This window comes from Mycobacterium sp. ZZG (assembly GCF_054786995.1).
In genome coordinates this window covers 1-26,737 of the sequence record NZ_JBTBFV010000025.1, presented here as the reverse complement: position 1 = coordinate 26,737, position 26,737 = coordinate 1, and the positions used below count along the sequence as shown (strand labels likewise).

26 protein-coding genes and 1 pseudogene are annotated in these 26,737 nt (G+C 66.5%); 10 read left to right on the top strand and 17 right to left on the bottom strand.

From position 1 onward, the window contains the following. Nucleotides 1–36 precede the first annotated feature (36 nt). From ACXMYJ_RS15575 to ACXMYJ_RS15505, 15 genes are all read right to left on the bottom strand, one after another. Nucleotides 37–1,530, bottom strand: coding sequence for a KamA family radical SAM protein (locus ACXMYJ_RS15575; protein WP_460357434.1), 1,494 nt, complete (start codon nt 1,528–1,530; stop codon nt 37–39). Further along, complete coding sequence (locus ACXMYJ_RS15570) at nt 1,527–2,915, bottom strand: flavin monoamine oxidase family protein (RefSeq protein ID WP_460357430.1); 1,389 nt, start codon at nt 2,913–2,915, stop codon at nt 1,527–1,529. The genes ACXMYJ_RS15575 and ACXMYJ_RS15570 overlap by 4 nt, the downstream gene beginning before the upstream one ends. Next, nucleotides 2,912–3,133, bottom strand: a complete 222-nt coding sequence (locus ACXMYJ_RS15565; protein WP_260755512.1) for an acyl carrier protein — start codon at nt 3,131–3,133, stop codon at nt 2,912–2,914. The genes ACXMYJ_RS15570 and ACXMYJ_RS15565 overlap by 4 nt, the downstream gene beginning before the upstream one ends. Beyond that, nucleotides 3,130–4,668: an AMP-binding protein gene (locus tag ACXMYJ_RS15560; protein WP_260755513.1), complete on the bottom strand. Its 1,539-nt coding sequence runs from the start codon at nt 4,666–4,668 to the stop codon at nt 3,130–3,132. Before ACXMYJ_RS15560 ends, ACXMYJ_RS15565 begins: the two co-directional genes overlap by 4 nt. Further along, nucleotides 4,665–6,449, bottom strand: a complete 1,785-nt coding sequence (glmS, locus tag ACXMYJ_RS15555) for a glutamine--fructose-6-phosphate transaminase (isomerizing) (protein WP_260755514.1) — start codon at nt 6,447–6,449, stop codon at nt 4,665–4,667. Before glmS ends, ACXMYJ_RS15560 begins: the two co-directional genes overlap by 4 nt. A gap of 208 nt (nt 6,450–6,657) precedes the next feature. Next, complete coding sequence (locus ACXMYJ_RS15550; protein ID WP_460357426.1) at nt 6,658–7,434, bottom strand: LuxR C-terminal-related transcriptional regulator; 777 nt, start codon at nt 7,432–7,434, stop codon at nt 6,658–6,660. Nucleotides 7,435–7,637: 203 nt separating this feature from the next. Next, entirely contained in the window at nt 7,638–8,177 is a 540-nt protein-coding gene (locus ACXMYJ_RS15545; RefSeq protein ID WP_460357424.1) for a response regulator transcription factor, read from the bottom strand. 214 nt (nt 8,178–8,391) lie between these two features. Continuing rightward, entirely contained in the window at nt 8,392–9,588 is a 1,197-nt protein-coding gene (locus tag ACXMYJ_RS15540) for a hypothetical protein (protein ID WP_313901343.1), read from the bottom strand. A gap of 157 nt (nt 9,589–9,745) precedes the next feature. Next, entirely contained in the window at nt 9,746–10,534 is a 789-nt protein-coding gene (locus ACXMYJ_RS15535) for a LuxR C-terminal-related transcriptional regulator (RefSeq protein WP_460357421.1), read from the bottom strand. Nucleotides 10,535–10,900: 366 nt separating this feature from the next. Further along, nucleotides 10,901–12,064 carry a lipid-transfer protein gene (locus ACXMYJ_RS15530; RefSeq protein ID WP_460357419.1) on the bottom strand — a complete coding sequence of 388 codons (1,164 nt, stop codon included), beginning with the start codon at nt 12,062–12,064 and terminating at the stop codon, nt 10,901–10,903. After that, nucleotides 12,061–12,465, bottom strand: coding sequence for a MaoC family dehydratase (locus tag ACXMYJ_RS15525; protein WP_260755519.1), 405 nt, complete (start codon nt 12,463–12,465; stop codon nt 12,061–12,063). Before ACXMYJ_RS15525 ends, ACXMYJ_RS15530 begins: the two co-directional genes overlap by 4 nt. Further along, the gene (locus ACXMYJ_RS15520) at nt 12,462–13,421 is read right to left on the bottom strand and encodes a bifunctional MaoC family dehydratase N-terminal/OB-fold nucleic acid binding domain-containing protein (RefSeq protein ID WP_460357416.1); all 960 of its coding nucleotides are present in this window, start codon (nt 13,419–13,421) and stop codon (nt 12,462–12,464) included. The genes ACXMYJ_RS15525 and ACXMYJ_RS15520 overlap by 4 nt, the downstream gene beginning before the upstream one ends. After that, nucleotides 13,418–14,581, bottom strand: coding sequence for an acyl-CoA dehydrogenase FadE29 (gene fadE29, locus ACXMYJ_RS15515; RefSeq protein ID WP_460357413.1), 1,164 nt, complete (start codon nt 14,579–14,581; stop codon nt 13,418–13,420). Before fadE29 ends, ACXMYJ_RS15520 begins: the two co-directional genes overlap by 4 nt. After that, complete coding sequence (locus ACXMYJ_RS15510) at nt 14,582–15,613, bottom strand: acyl-CoA dehydrogenase family protein (protein WP_460357411.1); 1,032 nt, start codon at nt 15,611–15,613, stop codon at nt 14,582–14,584. A 37-nt stretch (nt 15,614–15,650) separates the two neighbouring features. Continuing rightward, nucleotides 15,651–16,934 (bottom strand): cytochrome P450, encoded by a 1,284-nt coding sequence (locus tag ACXMYJ_RS15505; protein WP_260755523.1) that lies wholly within the window; start codon nt 16,932–16,934, stop codon nt 15,651–15,653. A gap of 121 nt (nt 16,935–17,055) precedes the next feature. Between ACXMYJ_RS15505 and ACXMYJ_RS15500 the strand changes: the two genes are divergently transcribed. The 4 genes from ACXMYJ_RS15500 to ACXMYJ_RS15485 all read left to right on the top strand — a co-directional run bounded on the left by ACXMYJ_RS15500 (nt 17,056) and on the right by ACXMYJ_RS15485 (nt 19,673). Continuing rightward, nucleotides 17,056–18,219: a steroid 3-ketoacyl-CoA thiolase gene (locus tag ACXMYJ_RS15500; RefSeq protein WP_260755524.1), complete on the top strand. Its 1,164-nt coding sequence runs from the start codon at nt 17,056–17,058 to the stop codon at nt 18,217–18,219. Between the two features lie 10 nt (nt 18,220–18,229). After that, nucleotides 18,230–18,613, top strand: a complete 384-nt coding sequence (locus tag ACXMYJ_RS15495) for a hypothetical protein (protein ID WP_460357408.1) — start codon at nt 18,230–18,232, stop codon at nt 18,611–18,613. A gap of 9 nt (nt 18,614–18,622) precedes the next feature. Continuing rightward, the gene (locus tag ACXMYJ_RS15490; protein WP_313901344.1) at nt 18,623–19,123 is read left to right on the top strand and encodes a nitroreductase family deazaflavin-dependent oxidoreductase; all 501 of its coding nucleotides are present in this window, start codon (nt 18,623–18,625) and stop codon (nt 19,121–19,123) included. 199 nt (nt 19,124–19,322) lie between these two features. After that, entirely contained in the window at nt 19,323–19,673 is a 351-nt protein-coding gene (locus ACXMYJ_RS15485) for a hypothetical protein (protein ID WP_460357405.1), read from the top strand. A gap of 4 nt (nt 19,674–19,677) precedes the next feature. Here ACXMYJ_RS15485 and ACXMYJ_RS15480 read toward each other — a convergent pair whose 3' ends face one another. Then, nucleotides 19,678–20,583: an SDR family oxidoreductase gene (locus ACXMYJ_RS15480; protein WP_460357402.1), complete on the bottom strand. Its 906-nt coding sequence runs from the start codon at nt 20,581–20,583 to the stop codon at nt 19,678–19,680. A 15-nt stretch (nt 20,584–20,598) separates the two neighbouring features. Continuing rightward, nucleotides 20,599–21,387: an SDR family oxidoreductase gene (locus ACXMYJ_RS15475; RefSeq protein WP_460357400.1), complete on the bottom strand. Its 789-nt coding sequence runs from the start codon at nt 21,385–21,387 to the stop codon at nt 20,599–20,601. A 52-nt stretch (nt 21,388–21,439) separates the two neighbouring features. On the opposite strand from ACXMYJ_RS15475, the gene echA20 reads away from it, so the two are divergent. The 6 genes and pseudogenes from echA20 to ACXMYJ_RS15445 form a co-directional block, all read left to right on the top strand. Next, on the top strand, nt 21,440–22,195 hold the full coding sequence (gene echA20 / locus ACXMYJ_RS15470) for a (7aS)-7a-methyl-1,5-dioxo-2,3,5,6,7,7a-hexahydro-1H-indene-carboxyl-CoA hydrolase (protein ID WP_460357398.1): 756 nt from the start codon (nt 21,440–21,442) through the stop codon (nt 22,193–22,195). After that, nucleotides 22,192–23,079 carry a cholesterol ring-cleaving hydrolase subunit IpdA gene (gene ipdA, locus ACXMYJ_RS15465; RefSeq protein ID WP_460357395.1) on the top strand — a complete coding sequence of 296 codons (888 nt, stop codon included), beginning with the start codon at nt 22,192–22,194 and terminating at the stop codon, nt 23,077–23,079. The genes echA20 and ipdA overlap by 4 nt, the downstream gene beginning before the upstream one ends. Continuing rightward, nucleotides 23,076–23,825 (top strand): cholesterol ring-cleaving hydrolase subunit IpdB, encoded by a 750-nt coding sequence (gene ipdB, locus ACXMYJ_RS15460; RefSeq protein WP_460357392.1) that lies wholly within the window; start codon nt 23,076–23,078, stop codon nt 23,823–23,825. Before ipdA ends, ipdB begins: the two co-directional genes overlap by 4 nt. After that, on the top strand, nt 23,822–24,895 hold the full coding sequence (gene ipdC, locus ACXMYJ_RS15455) for a (3aS,4S,5R,7aS)-5-hydroxy-7a-methyl-1-oxo-octahydro-1H-indene-4-carboxyl-CoA dehydrogenase (RefSeq protein WP_460357388.1): 1,074 nt from the start codon (nt 23,822–23,824) through the stop codon (nt 24,893–24,895). The genes ipdB and ipdC overlap by 4 nt, the downstream gene beginning before the upstream one ends. A gap of 35 nt (nt 24,896–24,930) precedes the next feature. Continuing rightward, nucleotides 24,931–26,070 (top strand): annotated as a pseudogene (locus ACXMYJ_RS15450) (phospholipase D-like domain-containing protein); the annotation flags it as partial. A gap of 111 nt (nt 26,071–26,181) precedes the next feature. Continuing rightward, the coding region (locus ACXMYJ_RS15445) for a transposase (protein ID WP_460357385.1) at nt 26,182–26,737 on the top strand (556 nt) is incomplete at its 3' end.

Here is a 26,737-nt window from a genome sequence, read left to right as displayed (position 1 = left end):
GTCCGCAGTACCCATTCCGGTCCCGCCTGCCCTGCCCTAACTGTCTCCGGATGTGGCCACCGGCGCGAGGTGTACCGGGCCGTCCGGAATCGGGTCGTCTTGCTCGCCTTTCGCGAGTAGCGCTGCTTCCCAGGGGTGTTCCCCGTTCTTACGCCACCACGCCTGCCCGAGCGCCGGTAGAGTGTCGATCGGATCGAAGTACGGGTACACCCGGCTGAGTGCGTCCGGGTCGCTGGCCTCCAGTCCGGTGCGATAATTCTTGCTCCAGTAGGAGATCCCGAGGTTCCGGTCGTACCGGACCACTTGGTGCACCCACCGCTTCCCGACGTAGGGCACGTCGCAGACCACCCGTGGTGTCGCGAAGCCAGGTAGGTACCCCATGATCGCCAGCTGCAATCGCTGGGCCTGCGCGAGCGAGGTCCGCCAGTGTTCGGCGTTCGGGATCATGTCGCACATGTAGAAGTAATAGGGCAGTATGTTCGCCTCCCCCTGCAGCGCGAAACACAGATCCAGCAGGTCCGAGGTGGTGGCGTTGACGCCGCGCATCAACACTCCCTGGTTGCGGACGTCGCGCAGCCCCGCGTCGAGCAGTCCGCGGGTGGCGGCCGCGACGAGCGGAGTCACCGACTGCACGTGGTTGATGTGTGTGTGCATCGCCAGGTTGACCCCGCGGGCTGCGGCAAGGCGTGCCACGCGATGGACTCCGTCGACCACCTTGAGCTGCATCCAGTGTTGTGGCAGCGCGGCCAGCGCCTTGGTCGCCAGCCGGATGTCGCGGATCGTGTCAATCTGAAGTAGCTGCGTCACAAAAGATTCCAGGCGAGGCCAGGGCACGTTGCCGACGTCGCCGCCCGACACCACCACATCACGCACCGTCGGGGTGGATCGAAGGTAGTCCAGCATGCGATCTTGCCGGTCAGCCGGTTGCAGCGTGAGCCGAGTCTTGGTGACCGTCGCTGTGGAGTTCCCGATCAGGTCCATCCGCGTGCAGTGCCCGCAGTACTGCGGGCAGGTCGACAGCAGCTCGGCCAGCACCTTGGTGGGATAACGATGTGTCAAACCCTCGACGACCCACATGTCGCTCTCGTGCAGGGAATCCCGCTCGGCGTACGGATGCGAGCACCATTCCGAGTGCCGGTCGCTCAGGACCGGGAGCATGTACCGCCGGATCGGATCGCCGTAGAACGCCTCGGTGAATCCCCGGCCGGCCGGATCGCGTTCGGGGGTCATGGTGTTGAGCATCTGCGGAGGCAACAGCATCGACATCGTCGACCGCTGCTGCTGGTCGGCCGCGAGGTCGGCGTAGAACCGTTCGTCGAGCAGGTTGCCGAGAACCGCCCGCAGTTGTCCGATGTTCTTGATCGAGTGTGCGCGTTGCCACTGCGGGTCCTGCCACTCGGTGTCGGTGACGGTGGACCAGCCCGGGTAGCGACGCCAGTCCGGCTCGGCCAACAGCCGTCGCACATAGGAATACGGTTGCTCCGCCACCGCGGTGAATCCGCTGTCCTCGGGTTCGACGAGTGTGGTCATCGCACCAGAGCCTTTCTTGAATCGGTCGCCGCAGCGGCGATGTCCGTCAACTCGGCCGCAACACGTTGCCCCGACCTGATCGCGCCTTCCATCAACCCGAAGAACTCCAGGCTGGTCTCCGTGCCCGCCCAGTGGATACGGCCGTGGGGGTGGGTCAGCGTCGGCCCCAGCCGCAGCCAGTCGCCCGGGCCGAAGAGCGCGGCGTAACAGCCCCTGCTGTACTTCTCGGCCAGCCAGTCGGTGACGGTGCACCCCGCGGGCGCCGGCAGGTCAGGGAAAAGCCTGCGGGTATGGGCCAGCGCCGCGGTCAACTTGTCCGAAGACGACAGTCGCGAGAACGCCGTTGCCGCCTCGCCGGTGACGAAACCCGTGAGTACTCCTGCTGATTCGTCCGGTGGCGAATCGTCGACGGTGGACAGCAGCGGCCCGCCGGTGCTCACCGACCAGCCGGACAGTCCGCGGTCCCGCCACACCGGCGCGGGAAACCCCAGTTGCACCTTGATCGCACAACCGCGACCGGTGACCTCCGACGCCCGTGGCGCCGGCAGACCCGGCCGGAAGTCGATCCGCTGCGCGAGCAGCGGCGGGAGGGCCACGACCACCCGGTCGGCCCGATGGGTCGAGCGCGCACCGTCGGAGTCCGACACGCAGCGCACCAGCACACCGTCGTCGTCCTGTTCGATCGCGTGCACCGGCTGCTGCAGGTGCACCCGGTCGCCGAGCTGCGCTGCGAGTGCCTCACACAGCAGATGTGAGCCGCCGTCGATCCGCCACTGCTGGGCGCCACCCTCGAACGCGTTGAGATACCTGATACCGCCGCCGGATCGGAGGTAAAAGGCCATGTGCAGCGCCGAGATCGCCGCCGGGTCGGCGGCCATCATCTCCCCGAGGAACAACGGGAAGAACGTGTGCGCGTCCGCACGTATGTCCTCATCGGCCAGCCAGCGCGCTGCTGAGATCCGGTCCAGCTGTTGCGCACCGGGTGTCAGCCAGGGCGCATCGGGGTGTACCCGCTCGACGAGATCCTCGAGCCGGTCGAAGAGATCACCCAGCGCGATCGCGTTCAGCGGGGGCACCCGCCCCGGCGAGGTGGAGCGTTGGTCACCGATCAGGAAGGTGCTCTCCCCCGCCATCGCCGTGGACGCGAGCTTCAGGCCGTGCCGGTCGATCAGTCTGAGCAGTTCGGTGTGCCGGACCCCGAGGTAGGCGGCACCTCCGTCGCCGACGGCGCCGTCTGCGACCGACACCCCGTGCATCCGGCCGCCCACGCGGTCGCGCGCTTCCAGCACGAGGACCTCCGCCCCGTCGGCTGCCAACTCGACTGCGGCGGTGAGTCCGGCCAGCCCGGCGCCGATGACGACGACGCGCATACCTCCGGCACTCACGACGTCACGGCCGCGGTGAGATCGAAAAGCCCCTCCGGCGTGGGATAGTCGACCATGTCGTCGTAGGTCAACTCGATCCCGAAGTCCCGCGCGATCGCACTGAGCACCCTGGTCGCCAACAGAGAATCGCCGCCGAGCTCGAAGAAGTCCGAGTGTTCGTCCACCTCGGGGATGTTCAAGACCCGACGGAAGATTCCGGCGATGTGTTCGGCGCTCATCGGCGTGCTCCTTTGTTGTTGCTGTCCACTACGGCACGCTGCGTCGCAGCGCGGTCGACCTTTCCGCTGGCCGTGTACACCAGCTCTTCCACGAACCGGACCCGGCTCGGCACGAACTGTGACGGCAGGCGCTCACCGAGGTATCGCTTGAGATCTCCGCCGGTAACCTCGCGCGTGGCCACCACGTAAGCCGTCAGCGCCGTTCCGCCCAGTAACCGTTCCCCGACCACCACCGCTCGGCTGACCGCCGGGTGAGAGGTCAGTTGCATCTCCACCTCAGCGGGGTGCACGCGCACGCCGCGCACCTTGACCTGCTGATCGGCGCGGCCTCGCGAGTAGAGCAGGCCGTTCTCCCCGCGGACGACGACATCGCCGGTGTGGAACCATCGCTGCGGTCCGTCACCGTGATCGGCGACGCGGAACGCGTCGGCCGTCAGGTCCGCTGCCCCGAGGTATCCGGTCGCCAGGCCGGGTCCTGAGATCAGCAGCTCACCGTCATCGGTGACGTGGTCGCGCACATGGGGTAGCGGTCGGCCGATAGGCGCCTCGGCGTCCCCTGCGGCGAGGCGCGGTTCGGCGCCGCGACCGCTCAGCTGCACCGCATGGGTGATCATCGTGGTCTCGGTGCACCCGTAGGTGTTCAGTAGCCCGATGTGCCCGGTGTCGAGATCACGCCATTGCCGTAGCCGAGTCGGATCGACCCGCTCACCACCGATGACCACCAGCCGCACACAGTCCGGCAATCCCGCATTCCCGTCGTTGAGAAAGAGCACGAGCTCGTGCCAGAACGCCGTGGGCAGGTCGAGCACCGTGATCTCCTGCTCGGCGAGCATGCGCAAGAACGTCGGAAACGATCCCGTGTGCGCGCGGTCGTCGAAGACGACTGCGGCCCCGGCGGTCAGCGCGGGCAGCATCTCTTCGAGGCAGGTGTCCCATCCGAGGGACGAGAACTGGAGAACACGGTCGTCCGGCGTGAGAGCGAACAGATTTTTCAGCGCACGCACCGTGACCGTCAGCGCCTTGCGAGACACGGCCACCGGCTTGGGCGTGCCGGTGGAGCCGGAGGTGCACAGCACGTATGCGGCATCGGTGCCACGCCACCGCGGCACCGGTAGCAGTTCGACCTGCGGCCCGTCATACGGGCTCTGCTCGGCGGCGACCAGCCGATCCACTCCCAGTACGGTGGCGATGATCTTCCGGCGGCCTGCCGGGGACGCGGCATCGACCGGGCAGTAGGTCGCGTCGGCCTGCAGGATCCCGAGCAGGTGCTGGGCTGCGGACGGATGGTGCGAGACAAGTACGCCAATCAACCCTGACGGGCTCTTGGCGTCTCCCAGATGCCCGACGTCACAACGGGATGCGGTGATCCGCACCGCCTTGGCGAAGTCGCGGTAGTCGGTGGTGACGCCGTTGTGGACGACGGCAGCCCGGTCCGGCCAGCGACGGGCCGTGGCGGTGAAGTCGGCGACCACGTCGGCCGGCTCGGACTCACGCGCGCCGGCGACGCCGGCCAGGGGTGTGCCGTGGCGCCTCATTCGACTGTCACCGACTTGGCCAGGTTCCGCGGTTTGTCGACGTCTCGTCCCAACGCCACCGCGAGGGTCCGGGCCAGCACCTGCAGCGGTATGGTCGCCGCGATCGGACCCCAGGGTGCACCGAGCTCGCCGAGGACCGGCACCGAGCTGCCGGCGCCGCCGATCGTGATGACGCGGCCGCCACGGGCCGCCACCTCGGCGATGTTGCAGGCCAGTTTCGCGTCACCGTTGTCCACGACGACGACGGGGGTGCCGGGTCCGACCAGAGCCAGCGGACCGTGCTTGAGCTCGCCGGCCGGGCAGTGCTCGGCCCACCGGTAGGTGAGCTCCTTCAGCTTCAACGCACCCTCGGCGGCGTACGGCACACCCGACCCCCGAGCAATGAAGATGAACCCGGGGGCTGACACGAGGTCTTCCACGATCGGCGGTATCAGGCGACGAGCACCGGCAGCGGCGGCAGCGAGCTGGTCCGGCACGCGCCGAAGATCGTCGACGATCCTGGCAGCCGTCCCGGCCGGCAGCCGGTCCATGGCCACCATCGCCGAGATCATCACGGCCGCCCCCGAGATGACCTGGCACACGAAGGTCTTGGTGGCGGCCACCCCGATTTCCGGACCCGCCGAACAGTCGACGACCGCATCCGCCAGCCGCGACAGCGTGGAGTGGGTGCTATTGGTGAGCGCGAGGATGCGTGAGTCGCGCAGCGCGCGGGACTCCATCGCGCGCAGCACGTCGGCGGTCTCCCCGGACTGGCTGATGGCCATGGTCAGCTGGTCGGCGTCGGCGACGTCCGCCGCGGCCTCGCTGGCGATGGTGGCGGCCACCGGCAGAGCGCCGACCGAACGTACGAGATTGCCGATCACGTTGCCGGCGTTGAGGGAAGTGCCGCATCCGACGACACGCAGCCGTCCGAACGGCGGAAGGCCCATTCGGTCCCAGAGCGCCCCGGTCGCGATGTCCGGTGCCAGGCCCTCGATCAGGAGTGCCGCCGCTCCCGGTTGTTCGTCGATCTCCTTGGCCATGTAATCGGCGTAGTCGTGCAACTCCACATCGCTGCTGCGCCACAGGCACCGGTTGGCGGCGGGTGGCGATATGAACACTCCGGAGCGGCACCACCGGTCGGTGTCCAGTTCGACGATGTCACCCTCATCGAGGACCCGGAACTCGTCGGCCCAGTCGGCGACTGCCGCGATGTCGCTTGCAGCGAAGTCCCCGTGATCAGTGTGGGCCACCAGTAGCGGAGATCCGTTGGCCGCGACGGCGATACGCCCGGTGCCCTCTTCCAGAACGGCAAGCGCCCAGGATCCCTCGGCCCTGGCGAGCGCTTTCTGTACGGCCTGCACGAGATCTTCTTCGGCGAACCTCTCGTCCTCGATGAGGTGGCACAGCACTTCGCTGTCCACCGTGGTAGCGAAGATATGGCCGGCACCGGTGAGTTCGGCGCGGAGTTGGTCGGCATTCTCGATGATGCCGTTGTGCACGACGCTGATCTGCCCTGTGCAGTCGGCGTGAGGGTGTGCGTTGCCCGGTGTGACCGAGCCGTGTGTCGCCCACCGCGTGTGCCCGATCCCCGCTCCGTTGAACTGGGGCCCGTTCCACTTTCCGAGCAGTCCGTCGAGATCGTCCATCCGGCCGGTCGTCCGCAGGCGGACGACCTCACCGTCGGTGGTCTGCAGTGCCACGCCCACCGAGTCGTATCCGCGGTACTCGAGCCGCCGCAGGCCCACCCGCAGGTACTCGACCGCCGGCCGGTGCGTCCGGCACGCAATGATTCCGCACATCACCGAACTCCTTCGGAACGGTCGATTGGTGGGGGATCCCGAAATCCCGGCATTCGTTTCGCGGACAGACCGTCCTGAAAACCTGATACCGACGACACAAGGTGTTGAACATCCCCCGCAAACACATTTCAACTATCTGGCCCGCAACATCTTTGGTAAATGGGCCATGGGAGCGATTTCCCGCCTGTGCCCCGGGCTGAACCGGGGACTAGTTCGGTCGTAGACCCTGCACGGTGCACACGTTGCGCGCGATCGCTGCCGCTTGCTCGCGCGAGGTGACACCCAGCTTGTTCAGCACACTGTGTACGTGGTTCTTCACCGTGTGCACGGCGATGCAGAGACTCTCCGCGATTTCACGGTTCGCCATCCCGGCCTCGAGCATGCGGAGGATCTCGATCTCGCGGGCCGTCAAGACGACCTCCTTCGACGGTGGGCGGCGCTGTGCGGCCAGGGCCGAAAGCCGCCGGAGCAAAATTCCGGAAACGCTGGCTGGACAGGATGATTCCCCGGCAGCAACCCTGCGGATCAGCATGAGAAGATCGTCGAGCGATTCATTGCGCATGTGGTATCCGACCGCGCCTGCTTCCGCGCATTCGACGATCACGGACTCATCGTCCTCGGATACCCCTATGACGACCACTCGCGCCCCGGGTTCGATTTTCAATATCTGCCGCAGCAACGTGGAGCTGTCGTGAGTCGCCATGTTCAACAGGATCACCTGGGGAGGCGTCGCGTCGAGTTCTGTGAGGAGCGACGCCAGATCCCAGGCCACCTCGGTTGTGACGCCACTGTGTCGTCCGCTCAAGACGCCGACCAGGCACTCACGGTAGAGCGTGCAGTCGTCGACGACCAGCACTCTGGTGTCGTACCTGGCGGTGGCGCGCTGATGGTCACTCGGAAAGATTCCCCCGACCGCGACACCCGCGTCGAGGTCGAGCAGCCGCGAAGTGGTCGAATTCACGGCAAGGCAACGGAAATCATCCATGTCGCCGCTCCGGCGGTCGAAGCTCTCGCGACTCGGTCAGCGGTCGGCTCCCGATCCGGTGCCACCCTGGAAGCCGATGCGCACCGAGACAGTCACGGTGACAGTGGGTTTGGCTAACGGACTTGTCGGGAACCCGCTTGATATCCGACTCATGGTTCACGCCACAACTATCGGCGCAGGCTACCCCTGCCGTATATGGGCCATCAGAACCAATTTTGACTAGGCCCGGATCCAGGACCATCGTATGGTTCTCGATCCAGATCCAGATCCTGGGACAGGGCCGCCGCTTCCGCGCGAGAACTGACCCCGAGCTTGGTCAGCAGGCTGTGAACATGACTTTTGACGGTATGGACCGCGATCGACAGGTGGTCGGCGATGTCCTGGTTCGAGCGGCCCAGCCTGAGCAGGCGAAGGATCTGGATCTCCCGCGACGTAAGACCCGGATTTCTGACGATCCGGCGCGGTCGACCCGCAACTGAGGACGCGCGCCGGAGAAGTATTGCGGAGACCTCGGCGGGGCAGACGATCTCGCCCCGCGTGACTGCGTTGATCAGGATCAGGAGGTCTGCCAGCGAATCCGCTCGCATGTGGTAGGCCGCCACTCCGGCCTCTGCGCACGCGACAAGCACATCTTCATCGTCGCCCGACGCGCCGACCGCGATCACGGGCGCCCTCGGGCTCAGGCTGGTGGCGGCCCGGAGGAACGTCTGCACACCGATCGTGGCGAGATTGAGCAGGATCACCAGTGGCGAGACCGCTCCGAGACTCCCGATGAGAGAAGGCAAGTCCCAAGCCGTGCGGACCGGACGCACCCCGTTTGCCTCCAGCGCCGACGCCAGCGCGTCCCGGTAGAGCGCGCAGTCATCGATGATGAGGACGTTACCGGGGGCAGCGTGCCGTCGGTCACCGTTGGTCGATTGACCTGTCATGTCTGCCACGCTCGGAGGACACCATGCCTCAATCGCTCGTCGTATTGCCGGATGGACCGTCGTCTCCTCCGGATGAATGGGAGTCACCACCACCGGTGGGCGATCCGTCACCACCGCCGGTAGACGTACCGTCTCCACCACCAGTGGTGGAGCCCTCGCCGTCACCGTTTGTCAGCCCGCCGGACGTCGAGCCCTCGTTTCCAGACGATGAACCGCCGGCCGAATTTTCCTCTTGGCCGGACGAATCTCCGTCGTCGACCTCGTCGGAGTCCCCGTCCGGGTCGGAACCGGCGCCCGGTTCCGGGCCGTCGAACGGCCCGCCCGGATCGCCCCCGCCCGAGGGCGGAGCCGAGGTCGGCACCGGATCCGGCACGTAGCTCGGAGGCGCTTCCGTAGGCGTCGGAGGCGCTGAATACGTTGGGGGCGTGTATGTCTCAACGGGCTCCGGTGCAGGCGCAGGTGGAGGAGGCGGCGGGGGTGGAGGAGGCGGCGGGGGTGGAGGAGGCGGCGGTGCCATCGCCGTGTGGGTGGCCGGCCCCGGCAAGTCGGAGGCCACCGGGGCAACCGACCGAGCGGGTGTCGGGACCGGCCCTGACACGGGCGGCGTCATCGCGGCCACGGCTTCGAGTGAAACGGTGAGCCGGTGAAAAACCCCGAGATCGACGAACTTCGGCATCATCCGGCCCAACACCGGAGACAGTTCGTCGAGCACCTGGACCGGCAACCGGTGCAGCAAGGCGTTCAGATAGAGCAGCCACTCCGCCAGCATCCTGGGCGAAAGCGCGATTCCGTTTCCACCCCCTCCGCCTCCACCGCTGAATCCGCCGAACATGGCGACCCGAAGGTCCAGCACGTCCGTGGGATCCGCCTGGATCCCGACAGCTTCTAGCACGTCCTGCAACCCGTAGGTTTCCACCAGCGTCGCGAACGTGTTCGCAGGCACGGTAACGGGCATCTGCGCAAGGATCTGCGCTACCTGCAGCAGGTCGGCCAGGCCGGTTTGTCTGAGCTCGGCGGCGTGCTTGACGGATATGGATTCGACGCGGACCGGAAGGCCGAATGCTCGGTCGAGGGCGGGAAGCTCGAGCATGCCGAAGATGGGCACCTCGTCGGGAGCGGGATACAGCGAGGCACTGAATGCCAGTCCACCCGCGACAAGCGCCGCGATCAGCGAGCGGGTCGATCTCCGGCCGCTGTCGAGCGATCCCTCGTCTCTGTCTGACATGCCGCCCCTCCTGGTCTGTCGAGCCGGGAGGAGCTGCCGTCAGCTTGGGCACGGTATCGCGGTGGCCCGTGTGCTCCGCCCTGCTCTACCAACTATCAACCGGGCTGTGGCGCAACGTACATGGACCGATGGAGCGATTTTCGGCTCTGGACCTTGCCTAGTTCCCGCTGACGCAGGACGGTCGCGGTCGTGTCCGAAAGTGGGCCGCCGCCTCGCCGCGGGACCGGACACCGAGCTTGTTCAACACGCTGTGAACATGGTTCTTGACGGTGTGCAGAGTGATATACAGCTCATCCGCGATATCTCGGTTAGTGAGCCCCATTTCGAGCATCCGCAGAATCTCCATCTCGCGGGTGGTCAGATCCGGTTCCGCTGGACCGGATCGTTCGGAGGCGATGGCTGCCAGACGTCGCATCAGCACGGCGGTGATGCTCGGCGAGCACGACGACTCCCCCGCCGCGACATCGCCGACCACGGTGAGCAGTTCGCCGAGGGACTGTGACCGAAGGTGATATCCGGCGACCCCGGCCTCGGCGCATGCGATGATCTCGGACTCGTCGTCATCCGCGACGCAGACGGCGATCACCTTGATCGACGGCGCCGCCTGCCGTATTGCGACCAGCATCGCAAGGCTGTCGCGCGTCGTCATACTCAACAGGACGATCTGCGGGGCCGAGTCGGCTGTCGCCACGCGCAGGGAGGGCGCATCCCATGCCATGGTCGGGCTCGCGCCGTCCTCGCGCAGCACGGTCGCGAGATTCTCCCGCTGGAGAGTGCAGTCGTCGATGATCAGAATCCGGATCGCGGCGCACCGGGACCTACCGCGGTCACCGACGCCGATGTCAGCCTCCTGCACCGTGGCGACGCAGTCGATCGTGTTCCCCAGATGAGCCATCGGGTGCCCCCGCTCCGCTATCGACATGCCGCCGTGCCGGCGATATGCCATCCCCCCCACCATTGCCCCTGTAAGACCTGCCCCACGCAGCAACCCCGCCTCAGAGAAAGTCCCTTGAGGCGCTGCGCTGACGGCATGGACAATTATGGGTGTTTGCTGAAATCGCCGTCAAGCGTAAATTCGGCCGAACCTGTGTAGTAGTCACGAAGTCAAAGAGCCAATCGGCCGATCCTCAGGCAAATCAATCGAGTTGTCCGAGGTGGCGCTATGTCCACTGCTTTGTTAGGTGATCGCGCATCGTGGTCCTACCCACGGGTTTGACCGGCAATGAACGAGGCAACCGGTGGCCGTGCCCACCACCCAGGGTTGCGCCGAGGTCCGATGCAACGGTAGGAAAGTTAGCTGCCGCTGTGGGTGTCAGCCAAGGATGAGCCCAGAGGTGGGCACCCCGGTTCCGGCCGTGACCAACACGTGCTCGACCCCGGGCACCTGGTTCACCGACGTCCCACGCAGCTGGCGCACACCTTCGGCGATGCCGTTCATGCCGTGGATGTACGCCTCGCCGAGCTGCCCGCCGTGGGTGTTGATCGGCAGCCGACCACCGATCTCGATGGCCCCACCGGCGATGAAGTCCTTGGCCTCACCCTTGGCGCAAAAACCCAGCTCCTCGAGCTGGATCAGGGTGTACGGCGTGAAGTGGTCGTAGAGGATCGCCGTCTGGATGTCCTCGGGGGACAACCCACTCTGCTCCCACAGCTGGCGACCGACCAAGCCCATTTCGGGCAGCCCCAGCTCCTCGCGGTAGTACGAATACATGGTGAACTGATCGACGCCCGCAGCCTGGGCGGCCGCCTCGATGACCGCGGGCCGGTGCTTGAGATCCTTGGCCCGCTCCGGGGTGGTCACCACGATGGCGACACCGCCGTCGGTCTCCTGGCAGCAGTCCAGAAGCCGCAACGGCTCAGCGATCCACCGGGAGTTCTGGTGGTCCTCGATGGTGATGGGCTTGCCGTAGAAGTGCGCCTTCGGGTTGTTGGCCGCATGCTTGCGGTCGGCGACGGATACGGCGCCGAAATCGGCACTGGTGGCGCCATATTCGTGCATATACCGCCGGGCGATCATGGCGACCGAGGCTGCGGGTGTGCTGAGACCGTGCGGATACGACCAGCTGTACTCGACACCACGCGAATCGGCGTTGACAGTCAGGCCGGTCATCACCTGACCGAACCGGTGCTCGGAGCGCTCGTTGAAGGCCCGATAGGCGACCACCACCTCGGCGACACCGGTGGCGACCGCCAGCGCCGCCTGTTGCACGGTGGCTGCGGCGGCGCCACCGCCGTACCCGATCTGACTGAAGAACGTCAGCTCGCCGATCCCGGTGGAACGGGCGACCGCGGTCTCCAGGTTCGAGTCCATCGTGAAGGTCACCAGACCGTCGACGTCGGCGGGTGACAAGCCGGCGTCGTCGAGCGCGTCCAGCACAGCCTCGGCGGCCAGACGTAGCTCGCTGCGTCCCGAGTTCTTGGAGAAATCGGTCGCCCCGATACCGCCGATCGCAGCCTTGCCGGAGAGGCCGGTCATGATTCTGCCCCCATAGATAGTGTGGCCGTGGCGATGACGTGATTGCCGAGGCTGTTGGCACCCACCACCTTCACGGTGGCGACACCGTCCTCTACGGCGGTGACCTCGCCGGTGAAGGTGATGGTGTCGTAGGCGTACCACGGCACACCGAGGCGCAGCCCGATCGACTTGATCCGCGCGGACGGTCCGGCCCAGTCGGTCAGATAACGCTGCACCAGACCGGTGTCGGTCAGGATATTGACGAAGATGTCCTTGGATCCCTTGGCCTGCGCCTTGTCCCGGTCGTGGTGCACGTCCTGGTAGTCGCGGGTGGCGATCGCCGTGGAGACGATGAACGTCGGGTCACCATGGATCTTCAGCTCGGGCAGCGTGGCGCCGACCTCGAGGGCAGGTGAGGTCATCGGGCCGGCTCCCACGCGTACAGCGTCCAGGCGGGGCTGATGTCACTGTCAGGGAAGTCGATGAACGTTGCGCGCACGGGCATTCCGATCTGCACTTCGCTGGGGTCGATGTCGCGCAGCTCGCCGAGCATGCGCACGCCTTCGTCGAGTTCGACCAGGGCTATCACGAACGGCAGCCTGCGGCCAGGCACCTGGGGTGCGTGGTGCACCACGTAGCTGAACACGGTGCCGGTCCCGGCGGCCACCACGTAATCGGACTCCGCGGTCGGTTCCTTGTGGTCCTTCCACACCGCCGGAACCGGAGGGTGTTGTAGCGTGCCATCAGGGCGGCGCTGGATGCGCAGCTCATGGGCGTTGACGCCGTCCCAGAAGAACTGAGTGTCCTTCGAGGCGGCCGGCCGCATCAATTTGTCCGGGTCCAGGTCGTCCGGCACCGCCGGGTTGTCCCCGGCGCGAGGCCGGAATTTCATGATGCGCCAGTTCATCTCGGCGACGGGCTCGCCGCCGGCGACCGTCCAGGTGATGAGCTGGTTGATGAAGTAGCCCTCGCCAAGGGCAGTCTGCTTGGGGCCCACCACATCGGTGATGTCGGCGTGGATGGTCAGTTCCTCGCCCGGCTGCACGTACCGGTGATAGGTCTGCTCGCAATTCGTCGCGACCACGCCGACGAAGCCGGCATCGTCGAAGAGCTGCATCATCTTCGACAACGGATCGTCGTCGGAGCGGCCCTGACCGAGCCCGCCCATCGTCCACACCTGGATCATCGCCGGCGGCGCCACGATACCGGGATGCCCTGCTGCCCTCGCGGCTTCCTCGTCGACGTAGATCGGGTTCTTGTCACCGATGGCATCCACCCAGTGATGAATCATCGGCTGGTTCACAGGATCTCGACCGTTGCGCGGTTCGCTCTTACCGGCCGCCTTGATCTCCTCGATACCGGCCTGCAGGTCACTCACCGCGGAACCCTCGGCACTCTCAGACCCGACGCGGCGATCATCTCGCGCATCACCTCGTTGACACCGCCGCCGAATGTGATGACCAGGTTGCGCTTGGTCATCTTGTCCAGCCAGTCCAGCAGCCGGGAGGTCTCCGGATCCGCGGGATTGCCGTACGTGCCGACGATCTCTTCGGCCAGCCGGCCGACCTCCTGGATGCGTTCGGTCGAGAAGACCTTGGTGGCGGCCGCATCCGCGACCGCGATGGTCTCCCCCGATGCTGCGACCTGCCAGTTGAGCAACTCGTTGACCCGCCAGATCACCTTGATCTGGCCGAGGAGTCGCTTGACGTCGCCGTGATCGAGCGGGGTCGTGCCGTCCGAGCCGGGTTTGGCCGCCCATGCGTGCACCTGGTCGTAGATCCCGGCGATCCGCCCGGCGGGGCCGAGCCCCACCCGCTCGTGGTTGAGCTGGGTGGTGATCAGCTTCCACCCGCCGTTCTCCTCACCGACGAGCATGTCGGCGGGCACCCGCACGTCGTTGTAGTACGACGCGTTGGTGTGGTGTGCCCCGTCGGACAGGATGATGGGCGTCCACGAGTAGCCCGGGTCCTTGGTGTCGACGATCAGGATCGAGATGCCCTTGTGCTTGGCGGCTTCCGGGTCGGTGCGGCACGCCAGCCAGATGTAGTCGGCGTCGTGGGCACCGGTGGTCCACATCTTCTGCCCGTTGACGATCCACTCGTCTCCGTGCCGCACCGCCGACGTCCGCAGCGATGCAAGGTCGGTGCCGGCCTCGGGCTCGGAGTAGCCGATCGCGAAATGGATGTCGCCGGAAAGGATTCCAGGAAGGAACTTCTTCTTCTGTTCCTCGGTGCCGTGCACCTGCAACGTGGGGCCCACGGTCTGCAGTGTCACCATCGGCAGCGGCACATCGGCACGGTTGGCCTCGTTGACGAAGATCTGCTGCTCGACCGGGCCGAAACCGAGGCCGCCGTACTCCTTGGGCCAGCCGACCCCGAGCTTGCCGTCCGAGCCCATCCGCTTGATCACCGCGCGGTAGGCCTCGTTGTGCCGGTCGGACTCCATCGCGGCCGCCTCATCGGGGGTGATGAGCGTCGAAAAGTATTCCCGCAGTTCGGCTTGCAGCTTGCGCTGTTCCGGCGTCAGTTCGATGTACATCTATTGTGTCCTGTCGCTTCCGTCGCCCAGGCCGGCTCCCACCAGATCCAGACGGTGTGACGGACCGCCCAGCAGCCGGGTCAGGTCTTTGATCGACGAGTAATAGCGGTCCATCGGGTAGGTGATGTCCATCCCCATACCGCCGTGCAGGTGATGACAGAGCCGCATCGCCGGCGGAGCCTGGGAGGTCAGCCAGAACCCCAGAACCGCCAGGTCCTCCTCGACGTCGAGACCTTCGCTCAGTCGCCACATCACCGAGGTGGACAGCAGAGAGATGGTCCGCGAGGCGATGTAGACCTCCGAGAGCTGGGCGGCGACGGTCTGGAACGTCGACAGCGGCCTGCCGAACTGTTCGCGGGTGGCGACGTAGTCGGCGGTCAGTCGCAGCGCACCGGCTACCAGGCCGGCGGCGAACGCGCCGACTGCCCCCAGCGCCAGCTGGTTGACCCGGTGGGCGGTCGCCCGGTCGAGCACGTCGTCGTCGGCGACGGCGACGTCGGTGAACGTCAGCACGTACTCGTCCGAGCCGTTCGAGGTCGGTGTCCTGGTCGCTGTCAGACCGCCGGCATCCGCGGGAACCACCACGACGCCGCCGTCGATGGTCACCACCACCCAATCCGCCTGTGCGGCATAGCCAACCGCAACCTTGGTGCCGTTGAGCTTTCCCGCGGCGAGTGTGACGGCGGGCCGGTCCGGCAGCTGTGCGCCGGGCTCGTTGAGCGCCAGCGTCACCACCGAGCCCTTGCCCACTCCGGCCAGGTAACGGTCCTGCTGGGCTTCCGAGGCCAGGTCGAGCAGCACCGCGGTCGCCCCGAGTGTGACGAGCGCCGGGCTGACCGTGCCGTGCCGGCCGATCTCGGTCAGCGCGGTTGCGATCTCTGCGAGACCCACACCGTCACCGCCGAGTCGCTCCGGCACGCCCAGCGCCGTCACTCCGCCGGAAACCAAAGCCTCCCAGGTGTTGTCACGCTCGAGCACCGACGTCACCACATCGGCGACAGCCTGCTGCCCCTCGTCCGGACTGAAATCCACCGACTCCTCCTTGAGCCCTAATGAACCTGTCGACGCGTCAGTGCTGCACGGGGCACTTCTGCCCGGTTGCCGGCTCGCCGGCGCCGGTGTAATCCACCTGCCAGTGTTTGATTCCGTTGAGCCAGCCGGACTTCAGCCGCTCGGGCTCACCGATGGGCTTCAGATCGGGCATGTGGTCGGCGACGGCGTTGAAGATGAGGTTGATGGTCATCTTGGCCAGGTTCGCGCCGATGCAGTAGTGCGCACCCGTCCCACCGAATCCGACGTGCGGATTGGGGTTACGCAGGATGTCGAACTTGTCGGGGTCCTCGAAGACCTCGTCGTCGAAATTGGCCGAGCGGTACGACATCACGACGCGCTCGCCCTTCTTGATCTGCACGCCACCGAGCTCGGTGTCTTGCAGGGCAGTGCGCTGGAAGGCCGACACCGGGGTGGCCCAGCGGACGATCTCGTCGGCGGCGGTCTCGGGGCGTTCCTTCTTGTACAGCTCCCACTGCTCGGGGTTCTGCGAGAACGCGATCATGCCGTGGGTGATCGAGTTGCGGGTGGTCTCGTTGCCGGCCACGGCGAGCATCACCACAAAGAAGCCGAACTCGTCGTCGGAGAGCTTCTCACCGTCGATGTCGGCCTCGATCAGCTTGGTGACGATGTCTTCGGTCGGGTTGGTGGCCCGCTCCTCCGCCATCTTCATCGCATAGGTGATCAGCTCGAACGAGGACATCGCCGGATCGACGTCGGCGTACTCCGGATCCTCGCCGGCGGTCATCTCGTTGGACCAGCGGAAGAGCTTGTCGCGATCGTCCTGCGGGACGCCGAGCAGTTCGGCGATGGCCTGCAGCGGCAGCTCACAGGACACCTGCTCGACGAAGTCGCCGGTACCCTCGGCCGCCGCGGTCTCGGCGATCTTCTGCGCGCGCTGGCGCAGTTCTTCTTCGAGCCGTCCGACGGCGCGCGGGGTGAACCCACGCGAGATGATCTTGCGGAGCCGAGTGTGCTGCGGGGCGTCCATGTTCAGCAGGACGGCCTTCTGCAGGTCGATCGCGTCACGGGTCATGTCCTTCGGCCAGACCGGGATCGCCCCGTCTGGGGAGCTGCCGAAGATGTCGTTGCGCTTGGACACCTCCTTGACGTCGGCGTGCTTGGTGACGAGCCAGTAGCCCTTGTCACCGAATCCACCCGTTCCGCCGGGCACGTCGACCCAGTGGATAGGCTCGGACTTGCGCAGTTCGGCGAGTTCCTCGACCGGCAACCGCTCAAGGTTCAGGGTCGCGTCGAGGAAGTCGAAATCGGGGCTGATCGGACATGAGTTCGGGCCGGGCATAGGGGAGCACTCCTCAATTGCAACGTGTTCTAGTGCCAGTAAAACATGCCTCCACCGCAGATGAAAGGCACGACGGCATCGCTGCTTGTCAGACTAATGAAACGTGTTCTAGCCTGACGGAATGGGTAACCCTGTCATCGTTGAAGCCACCCGCAGCCCCATCGGCAAGCGCAACGGATGGTTGTCCGGCCTGCACGCCACCGAGTTGCTGGGCGCGGTTCAGAAGGCACTCGTCGAGAAGGCCGGCATCGACGCCGGCGACGTGGAGCAGATCATCGGCGGCTGCGTCACCCAGTACGGCGAGCAGTCCAACAACATCACCCGCGTTGGCTGGCTGACCGCCGGACTGCCCGAGCACGTCGGGGCCACCACCATCGACTGCCAGTGCGGCAGCGCCCAGCAGGCCAACCACCTCGTCGCCGGCCTGATCGCCGGCGGCGCCATCGACATCGGTATCGCGTGCGGCATCGAGGCGATGAGCCGCGTCGGGCTGGGCGCCAACGCCGGCCCGGACCGAAGCATCATCCGCGCGTCGTCGTGGGATATCGACATGCCCAACCAGTTCGAGGCCGCCGAGCGAATCGCCAAGCGGCGCGGCATCACCCGCGATGACGTGGACGCACTGGGGCTGGCCTCGCAGGCCAAGGCCAAGCAGGCCTGGGCCGAAGGCCGATTCGACCGTGAGGTCTCCCCCATTTCCGCGCCGGTGCTGGACGAGAACAAGCAGCCGACCGCCGAGTGGGCCCCGGTGACCCGCGACCAGGGTCTGCGCGACACCACCGCCGAGGCGCTGTCCTCCCTCAAGCCCGTGATCGACGGCGGCGTGCACACCGCGGGTACGTCCTCGCAGATCTCCGACGGCGCCGCCGCGGTGCTGTGGATGGACAGTGATGTGGCCAAAGCGCATGGCCTGAAGCCGCGTGCGCGGATTGTCGCGCAGGCCAATGTCGGCGCCGAGACCTACTACCACCTGGACGGTCCGGTCCAGTCGACCGCCAAGGTGCTGGAGAAGGCGGGGATGAAGCTCGGTGACATCGACCTGGTCGAGATCAACGAGGCGTTCGCGTCGGTGGTGCTGTCCTGGGCGCAGGTGCACGGAGCCGACATGGACAAGGTGAACGTCAACGGCGGCGCCATCGCGCTCGGACACCCGGTGGGCTCCACCGGTGCCCGGCTGATCACCACCGCGCTGCACGAGCTGGAGCGCACCGGCAAGGGAACCGCACTGATCACCATGTGCGCCGGCGGCGCTCTGTCCACCGGCACCATCATCGAGCGGATCTAGGTCCCATCCAGTGATCACCGACGCGGACCGCATCGCCGCCGCGCAGGCCTACATCAACGCGCTTGCCAGTCACCGGGCGGACGACGTGCCGTTCGCACCGGACTGCACCCGTGTCGAGGTCGGCCTCAAGACCGGCTTCTCCGGAAAGCACCTGCGCCGCAGTCTCAATCGGGGTCTGCAGTACCGGGTGATCCGAGCCGTGACGACACCGGAGTTCACTGTGGACGGTGACACCGTTCGGGCCCGTTTCGAACTGTCGACGAAACCCACCCTGGCGGGACGCCGCGTTGGCGCCCGCGTCGACGAGACGTTTCTGATCCCGGCCGACGACCCGTCCGGGCGGGCGCAGATCCACCACATCAACGCCTCGATCCGCCCGTTCCTGACCCGATAGGATCCCGTCATGGTCGACGCGCCCAAACCCCTGAGCCCGAAGCAGGTCGAGAACCTCAACTCGAAGGCGGTCGGCACCGGCATCAAGTGGATGTCGAAGTTCAACACGTGGGCGTACAAGGCCACCGGTGGCCGGATCGGCTACAAGTGGCGCGGCGGATCGAACCGGTTCAGCGCGCCTCCCCCGGTCGGCATCCTGACGACGATCGGCCGCAAGTCCGGCGAACCGCGCGAAAGCCCGTTGCTGTTCCTGCGCGAGGGTGATCGCGTCGTGCTGGTCGCCTCGCAGGGCGGCCGGGCGACGAATCCCATGTGGTATCTGAACGTCAAGGCGAATCCTCAGGTGACGTTCCAGATCAAGAACGAGAAGCTCAAACTGATTGCCCGTGAGGCGACTGACGCCGAGCGCGACGAGTACTGGCCGAAGCTCGACGCGATGTACCCGGACTTCGCGAACTACCGGTCCTATACCGACCGTAAGATCCCGATCCTGATCTGCGACCCCGAATAGTCATGTTCTGGACGATGACGAATGTCGACAATCCCGATCTCGGCCTGCTGCTGAGTCATCCACTGCCCAACACCGCATCACCGTCGATCCCGAACCGTCGTTTCTGACCAAGACCTTCGTCAACGTACGCGAACTGATCACCGCCCCGCAGACTGCCGTCCACAACATCAGGAAGGCGTTCGCGACCGGCGATCTGGCGGTGATCTCCGACTCCTTCGTACAGGCTGTCGTCGAGGTCGTACTGGCGCCGGTGAGATTCGTCGGCGCAGTCGCCCGCGATGACTACGAGTTGGTCTCTCCCCCGGCACGTTCGGTGCCGGACGAGGCGACGGCGATTGTCGAGCCCACCACCAAGAACACCGCTACCGAGGACACCGTCACCCACGCGGATGCGCCGAAGAACGACACCGCGACGGTGGCGTCTGTGGATGTGGATGCGGAGGAGTCCGGCGCCCGCGAGGCCGACGTGGCCGAGTCCGAGTCCCCTGCGCCCGACACCGATGACATCGACAGCGGCGCCGCGGATCCTGTGGGCGCCGAGGCCGCCTGATCCCTCAGGCGCCGTAGACCGGTACCGGTGTGCGCGCCTTGGCCAGTAGGTCGGAAACCACGGGCCCCAGCTCGGCGGGATCCCATCGGGCGCCCTTGTCGATCTCGGGGCCGTGCGCCCAGCCTTCGGCGACGCGGATCTTGCCGCCCTCGACCTCGAACACCCTGCCGGTGACATCGCGTGACTCGACACTGCCCAGCCACACCACCAGCGGCGAGATGTTCTCCGGCGCCATCGAATCGAAGTCCTTGTCCTGGGTGGCCATCATGTCGGCGAACACGGTCTCGGTCATCCGGGTGCGCGCCGACGGGGCGATCGCGTTCACGCTCACGCCGTAGCGGCCCATCTCGGCGGCGGCGACCAGCGTCAGCGCCGCGATACCGGCCTTGGCCGCGCTGTAGTTGGCCTGACCGACGCTGCCCTGAAGTCCCGCACCGGAACTGGTGTTGATGATGCGCGCGTCCACGGTCTCTCCGGCCTTGGACTTCGCCCGCCAGTATGCGGCGGCGTGCTTCATCGTCGCGAAGTGCCCCTTCAGGTGCACCGCGGTGACGGCGTCGAACTCTTCCTCACTGGTGTTGGCGAACATCCGGTCGCGCACGATGCCGGCGTTGTTCACCAACACATCGAGACCGCCGAAACGCTCGACCGCCGTCTGGATCAGGCCCTCGGCCTGCGCCCAGTCGGCCACGTTGGCGCCACTGGTGACCGCTTCCCCACCGGCGGCGAGGATCTCGTCGACGACCTCCTGGGCGGCGCTGCCGCCACCTGCCGGCGATCCGTCGAGTCCGACGCCGATGTCGTTGACCACGACACGCGCCCCCTCGGCGGCGAACGCCAGCGCGTGCGCCCTCCCGATTCCGCCACCAGCACCCGTCACGATCACCACGCGGCCGTCGAGCAGTCCCATTGTTCGTTTCTCTCCTTATTTGATGTCGGCAGTGGTGGTCGACAGGTAGTGCGGCGGTTCCCCGCCACCGTGCACCTCCAGCGACGCACCGCTGATGTAGGACGCCGCTTCGGAGGCCAGAAACGCTGTCGCCCAACCGATGTCTTCGGGTTTGGCCAGCCGGCCCAGCGGCACGTTCTTCGATATCGCCGCGATCGACTCGGCGTCTCCGTAGAAGAGCTCCGACTGCTCGGTCTCCACCATGCCGACCACGACAGAGTTCACCCTGACCTTCGGCGCCCATTCCACAGCCAGCGTCGCGGTGAGGTTGTCGATGCCGGCCTTCGCGGCGCCGTACGCCGCGGTGCCGGGAGTGGGCCGATGCCCGCTGACGCTGGAAATGTTGACGATCGAGCCGCCGGCAGGCTGGCGCTGCATCACCGTGTTGGCGTGAGTCGAGACGGAGAGTGCGCCAAGAAGATTCAGTTGCAAGATCTTGGCGCTGAACTTGGCCGACGCCTCCGCGGCCGGCACGTAGGGAGACCCGCCGGCGTTGTTCACCACCACGTCGAGCCGGCCGTGGTCGGCCACGATCCCGTCGACCAGATCCTTGACCGACTCATCCTCGCGGATGTCGCACGGCCGGAATTCATACGGGGATCCCTCGACCGGGCGGCGCGCGCACGTCACCACGGTGGCGCCCTGGTCGGCGAAGACCTTGCTGATGCCGGCACCCACGCCGCGCACCCCACCGGTGACGAGCACGATGCGTCCGGCCAGGCCCAGCGCGATGCCGCTGCGGGCACTGTCGACGGCGTCAGTCACTGTGCTAGCGTACCAAGCAAGTGCTTGCTTAGGTAGCGACCCAGGAGTTTGCATGCCGATCACCACAAAGACCGTGGAGCCGGGCATTGTGTCCGTCACGGTCGACTACCCACCCGTCAACGCGATCCCGTCGCGCGGCTGGTTCGAACTGGCCGACGCCGTCACCGCCGCCGGGCGCGACCACAGCACCCATGTGGTGATCCTGCGGGCCGAAGGCCGCGGCTTCAACGCCGGCGTCGACATCAAGGAGATGCAGAACACCGAAGGGTTCACCGCGCTGATCGATGCCAATCGCGGTTGCTACGAAGCATTTCGGTCGGTCTACGAGTGCGCGGTGCCCGTCGTCGCAGCGGTGAACGGCTTCTGCGTCGGCGGGGGCATCGGCCTGGTCGGCAACTCCGACGTCATCGTCGCCTCCGACGACGCGAAGTTCGGGTTGCCCGAGGTCGAGCGCGGCGCACTCGGCGCGGCCACCCACCTCTCGCGACTGGTGCCCCAGCACCTGATGCGGCGACTGTTCTTCACGGCCGCCACCGTCACCGCTGACACGCTGCACCACTTCGGGTCGGTGCACGAGGTGGTGCCGCGGGCCGAACTCGACGAGGCCGCGCTGCGCGTCGCGCGCGACATCGCATCGAAAGACACCCGGGTGATCCGCGCGGCCAAGGAGGCGCTGAACTTCATCGACGTCCAGCCCGTCAACGCGAGATACCGGATGGAACAGGGCTTCACGTTCGAACTCAACCTCGCCGGCGTGTCCGACGAGCACCGCGACGCCTTCGCGGGCACGGACAAGGGGAAACAGTGACAGACAAGAGAAAAACTCTGGACGAGGCGGTGTCCTCGATCGAGAGCGGGATGACCATCGGCATCGGCGGGTGGGGGTCGCGGCGCAAGCCGATGGCGTTGGTCCGCGCGTTGCTGCGCACCGATGTCACCGACCTGACCGTGGTGACCTACGGCGGCCCGGACCTCGGGCTGCTGTGCTCGGCCGGCAAGGTCAAGCGGGTCTACTACGGCTTCGTGTCGCTGGACTCACCGCCGTTCTACGATCCGTGGTTCGCCAGGGCGCGCACCTCGGGCTCGATCGAGGCCCGCGAGATGGACGAGGGCATGCTGCGCTGCGGCCTGCAGGCAGCCGCCCAGCGACTGCCGTTCCTGCCGATCCGGGCCGGTCTCGGCAGCGACGTCCGCGCGTTCTGGGGCGATGAACTCAAGACCGTGCGATCGCCCTACCCGACGGGCTCCGGCCACGAAGAGCTCATCGCGATGCCGGCGCTGAACCTGGACGTGGCGCTGGTGCACCTCAATCTCGGCGACGAGCGGGGCAATGCCGCCTATACCGGCATCGACCCGTACTTCGACGACCTGTTCCTGATGTCGGCACAGCAACGGCTGCTGTCGGTGGACAAGGTGGTATCCACCGAGGAACTGGTGAAATCCGTTCCGCCGCAAGCACTGTTAGTCAACCGGATGATGGTCGACACGGTGGTGGAGTTGCCCAACGGCGCCCACTTCACCACGGCCGAGCCCGACTACCGGCGCGACGAGAAGTTCCAGCGCCACTACGCCGAGGCGGCCGGCTCCGACGAGGCATGGGCCGAGTTCGTCAAGACCTACCTGTCGGGCAGCGAGGCCGACTACCAGGCCGCGGTGCGCAGGTTCAAAGAAGCACAGGAGGCAGCCCAATGATCTCCACCACCCGCGCCGAGGTGTGTGCCGTCGCCTGTGCCGAATTGTTCCGCGACGCAGGCGAGATCATGGTCAGCCCGATGACCACCATCGTGTCGATCGGCGCCCGGCTGGCCCGGTTGACGTTCTCCCCCGACATCGTGCTGACCGACGGGGAGGCCCGCCTGATCGCCGACACCCCGGCCATCGGCGCCGCCGCGGCGATCGAGGGCTGGATGCCGTTCGGCCGCGTCTTCGAGACGCTGGCGTGGGGCCGCCGGCATGTCGTGATGGGCGCCAACCAGATCGACCGCTACGGCAATCAGAACCTGTCCGCGTTCGGTCCGCTGCAGCATCCGACCCGCCAGATGTTCGGCGTGCGGGGCGCACCCGGGAACACGATCAACCACGCCACGAGCTACTGGGTGGGCAACCATTCCAAGCGCGTGTTCGGCACTGAAGTCGACATCGTGTCCGGTATCGGTTGGGACAAAGTCGATCCCGACAATCCGGCCTACCGGTTCGTCAACGTCTACCGGGTGGTCACCAACCTCGGCGTGTTCGACTTCAACGGCCCGGACCACCAGATGCGGGCCGTGTCGCTGCACCCTGGTGTGGAACCGGACCAGGTCGCGGAGAACACCTCATTCGAGGTGCACGGCCTCGGCGAGGCCGAGAGCACCCGGCTTCCGTCAGCCGAGGAGCAGAAGCTGCTGCGTGAGGTGATCGACCCGAAATCGCTGCGGGACAGGGAAGTCAAGGTATGAGTCGGCTCAGCACGCCGCTGACCGAACTGGTCGGCATCGAGCATCCGGTGGTGCAGACCGGGATGGGATGGGTGGCCGGCGCGCGGCTGGTCTCGGCGACCTCGAATGCCGGCGGTCTGGGAATTCTGGCCTCGGCGACCATGACGCTCGAGGAGCTCACCACCGCGGTGGCCAAGGTCAAGGCCGCCACCGACAAGCCGTTCGGCATCAACATCCGCGCCGACGCCGGTGATGCGAACCAGCGCGTCGACCTGCTGATCCGCGAAGGCGTCAAGGTCGCGTCATTCGCTCTCGCACCGAAGCCGGAACTGATCGCGAAACTGAAAGACGCTCAAGTGGTGGTCATTCCGTCGGTCGGCCTGGCCAAGCACGCCAAGAAGGTCGCCGGCTGGGGCGCCGACGCGGTGATCGTGCAGGGCGGCGAGGGCGGTGGGCACACCGGCCCGATCGCGACCACGCTGCTGCTGCCGTCCGTGCTCGACGCCGTCGCCGGCACCGGGATGCCGGTGATCGCCGCGGGCGGCTTCTTCGACGGAAGGGGTCTTGCCGCCGCGCTGTCCTACGGCGCCGCCGGGGTCGCGATGGGCACCCGGTTCCTGCTGACGTCGGACTCGACGGTGCCCGATGCGGTCAAGCAGCGCTATCTGAACGCCGCGCTGGACGGCACCGTGGTGTCGACCAAGGTCGACGGTATGCCGCACCGCGTGCTGCGCACCGGGCTGGTCGAGAAGCTGGAAAGCGGTTCGCCGGTCCGGGGGCTCTCGGCGGCGGTGCTCAACGCACAGAAGTTCAAGAAGATGTCCGGCATGACCTGGAAGTCGATGATCACCGACGGTCTGGCCATGCGGCACGGCAAGGACCTGACGTGGTCGCAGGTGGTGATGGCCGCCAATACCCCGATGCTGCTCAAGGCTGGCCTGGTCGAGGGCAACACCGAGGCCGGTGTGCTGGCCTCGGGTCAGGTGGCCGGGATCATCGAGGATCTGCCCTCATGCGCGGAACTGGTGCCCGCGGTCGTCGCCGAGGCCATCGAGCATCTTCGCTCCGCGACCGGCATGATCACCGAGTAGGTCTTCACCGGGCATGCTTCGGGTATTGAGAACGCATGTCAGATCTCGCGGAGTGGTTCCTCACCGAAGAGGAGCGCGGCAACCCTCACTCTCGCCTGCCCGCCTGGTGTGCGGGCAGCCGCGCGGAGCCGCTGATCCACGGCGCGACCTACTTTGATCAGCTGGCCACCGAAGTGGAGGCGTTGCGCGCCGGTGACCACCTGTTCTTCACCGACTGGCGCGGTGACCCCGACCAGAAGATGCGTGACGACGGACCGACAGTCGCCCAGCTCTTCTGCCACGCCGCCGAGCGCGGCGTCGTGGTCAAAGGTCTCGTGTGGCGTTCGCATCTCGACAGATTCGCCTACAGCGAGGAAGAGAACCAGCACCTGGGCGAGGCGATCGAGAAGGCCGGCGGAGAGGTGTTGCTCGACCAGCGGGTCCGCTTCGGTGGTTCCCACCACCAGAAGCTCGTCGTGCTGCGCCATCCGGACGAGCCCGACCGTGACGTCGCCTTCGCCGGAGGAATCGACCTGTGCCATTCCCGGCGCGACGACGCGTCTCATCGCGGGGACCGTCAAGCGGTCCGGATGGCGAAAAGCTACGGTGACCACCCGCCGTGGCATGACGTGCAGCTGCGGCTGCAGGGCCCGGTGGTCGGCGCGCTGGACACCGCGTTCCGAGAGCGCTGGACCGACCCCGCCCAGCTGGACATGCTGTCGCCGGTCGCCTGGATCCGCGACAAACTGCGCGGCGCCGACCTCGAACCCGGTGAACTACCCGAACAACCGCCCGACCCACCGCCCTGCGGGCGGCACACGGTACAGGTGCTGCGCACCTATCCCGACGCACATTTCGAGTACGATTTCGCCCCAGACGGCGAGCGGAGCATCGCCAGGGGATATAGCAAGGCGGTACGCCGCGCCCGCCGGCTGATCTACCTGGAGGACCAATATCTGTGGTCGAAGCGGGTGGCTCAGTTGTTCGCCGGTGCCCTCGCCGACAATCCTGACCTGCACCTGGTGGCGGTGGTCCCGCGTCATCCCGATGTCGACGGCAGGCTGGCGCTGCCGCCCAACCTGATCGGCCGTCGCGAGGCGATCGAGGCCTGCAGCCGGGTCAGCCCTGAGCGTGTGCATGTGTTCGACCTCGAAAACCATTGGAGTACACCTGGGTTGCGTCCAGCAGAGTGGTGTACGAGTCGGACCTGATCAGCGGTACCGGCGTGTCGTTGCCGAATGATTGAAGGTCATCGCGTGATTCTTCGAGAGACCCGTCAAAGTCACTCGAGCAAAGGAATCGACGCGATGACCACTGCCCACAATATCGACCTGCCCACCGTGCTTGCCGAACGACTCACCACAGCGCACCCTGACGTGCTGCGTGAGCTGCTGGCCACGTTCATCCACACCCTGATGGGTGCAGAGGCCGACGCCCTGTGCGGCGCCGGCTACGGCGAGCGCAGCACTGAGCGGACCAACTCCCGCAACGGCTACCGGCACCGCCAGTTCGATACCCGCGCAGGCAGTCTCGATCTGGCGATCCCCAAGCTGCGGCAGGGCTCGTACTTCCCGGACTGGCTGCTGGAACGCCGCAAACGCGCCGAGCGGGCGCTGACCACGGTGGTGGCGACCTGCTACCTGCTCGGGGTTTCGACGCGGCGGATGGACAAGCTCGTCGAAACGCTCGGCATCACGTCGTTGTCGAAGTCGCAGGTGTCGGTGATGGCCAAGGAACTCGACGTCGCCGTGGAGGCGTTTCGCACCCGACCGCTGGACGCCGGCCCGTACACGTTCGTCGCCGCCGACGCCCTGGTCCTCAAGGTCCGCGAGCAGGGCCGGGTGGTCAACGTGCACGCCCTGA

What these genes read in the sequence shown, in the direction of transcription:
- ACXMYJ_RS15575 (WP_460357434.1), bottom strand. Translation starts at nt 1,530, where the DNA reads ATGACCACACTCGTCGAACCCGAGGACAGCGGATTCACCGCGGTGGCG.
- ACXMYJ_RS15565 (WP_260755512.1), bottom strand. Translation starts at nt 3,133, where the DNA reads ATGAGCGCCGAACACATCGCCGGAATCTTCCGTCGGGTCTTGAACATC.
- ACXMYJ_RS15560 (WP_260755513.1), bottom strand. Translation starts at nt 4,668, where the DNA reads ATGAGGCGCCACGGCACACCCCTGGCCGGCGTCGCCGGCGCGCGTGAG.
- glmS (WP_260755514.1), bottom strand. Translation starts at nt 6,449, where the DNA reads ATGTGCGGAATCATTGCGTGCCGGACGCACCGGCCGGCGGTCGAGTAC.
- ACXMYJ_RS15550 (WP_460357426.1), bottom strand. Translation starts at nt 7,434, where the DNA reads ATGGATGATTTCCGTTGCCTTGCCGTGAATTCGACCACTTCGCGGCTG.
- ACXMYJ_RS15540 (WP_313901343.1), bottom strand. Translation starts at nt 9,588, where the DNA reads ATGTCAGACAGAGACGAGGGATCGCTCGACAGCGGCCGGAGATCGACC.
- ACXMYJ_RS15535 (WP_460357421.1), bottom strand. Translation starts at nt 10,534, where the DNA reads ATGGCATATCGCCGGCACGGCGGCATGTCGATAGCGGAGCGGGGGCAC.
- ACXMYJ_RS15530 (WP_460357419.1), bottom strand. Translation starts at nt 12,064, where the DNA reads ATGACCGGCCTCTCCGGCAAGGCTGCGATCGGCGGTATCGGGGCGACC.
- ACXMYJ_RS15525 (WP_260755519.1), bottom strand. Translation starts at nt 12,465, where the DNA reads ATGACCTCACCTGCCCTCGAGGTCGGCGCCACGCTGCCCGAGCTGAAG.
- fadE29 (WP_460357413.1), bottom strand. Translation starts at nt 14,581, where the DNA reads ATGTACATCGAACTGACGCCGGAACAGCGCAAGCTGCAAGCCGAACTG.
- ACXMYJ_RS15505 (WP_260755523.1), bottom strand. Translation starts at nt 16,934, where the DNA reads ATGCCCGGCCCGAACTCATGTCCGATCAGCCCCGATTTCGACTTCCTC.
- ACXMYJ_RS15500 (WP_260755524.1), top strand. Translation starts at nt 17,056, where the DNA reads ATGGGTAACCCTGTCATCGTTGAAGCCACCCGCAGCCCCATCGGCAAG.
- ACXMYJ_RS15490 (WP_313901344.1), top strand. Translation starts at nt 18,623, where the DNA reads ATGGTCGACGCGCCCAAACCCCTGAGCCCGAAGCAGGTCGAGAACCTC.
- ACXMYJ_RS15480 (WP_460357402.1), bottom strand. Translation starts at nt 20,583, where the DNA reads ATGGGACTGCTCGACGGCCGCGTGGTGATCGTGACGGGTGCTGGTGGC.
- echA20 (WP_460357398.1), top strand. Translation starts at nt 21,440, where the DNA reads ATGCCGATCACCACAAAGACCGTGGAGCCGGGCATTGTGTCCGTCACG.
- ipdB (WP_460357392.1), top strand. Translation starts at nt 23,076, where the DNA reads ATGATCTCCACCACCCGCGCCGAGGTGTGTGCCGTCGCCTGTGCCGAA.
- ipdC (WP_460357388.1), top strand. Translation starts at nt 23,822, where the DNA reads ATGAGTCGGCTCAGCACGCCGCTGACCGAACTGGTCGGCATCGAGCAT.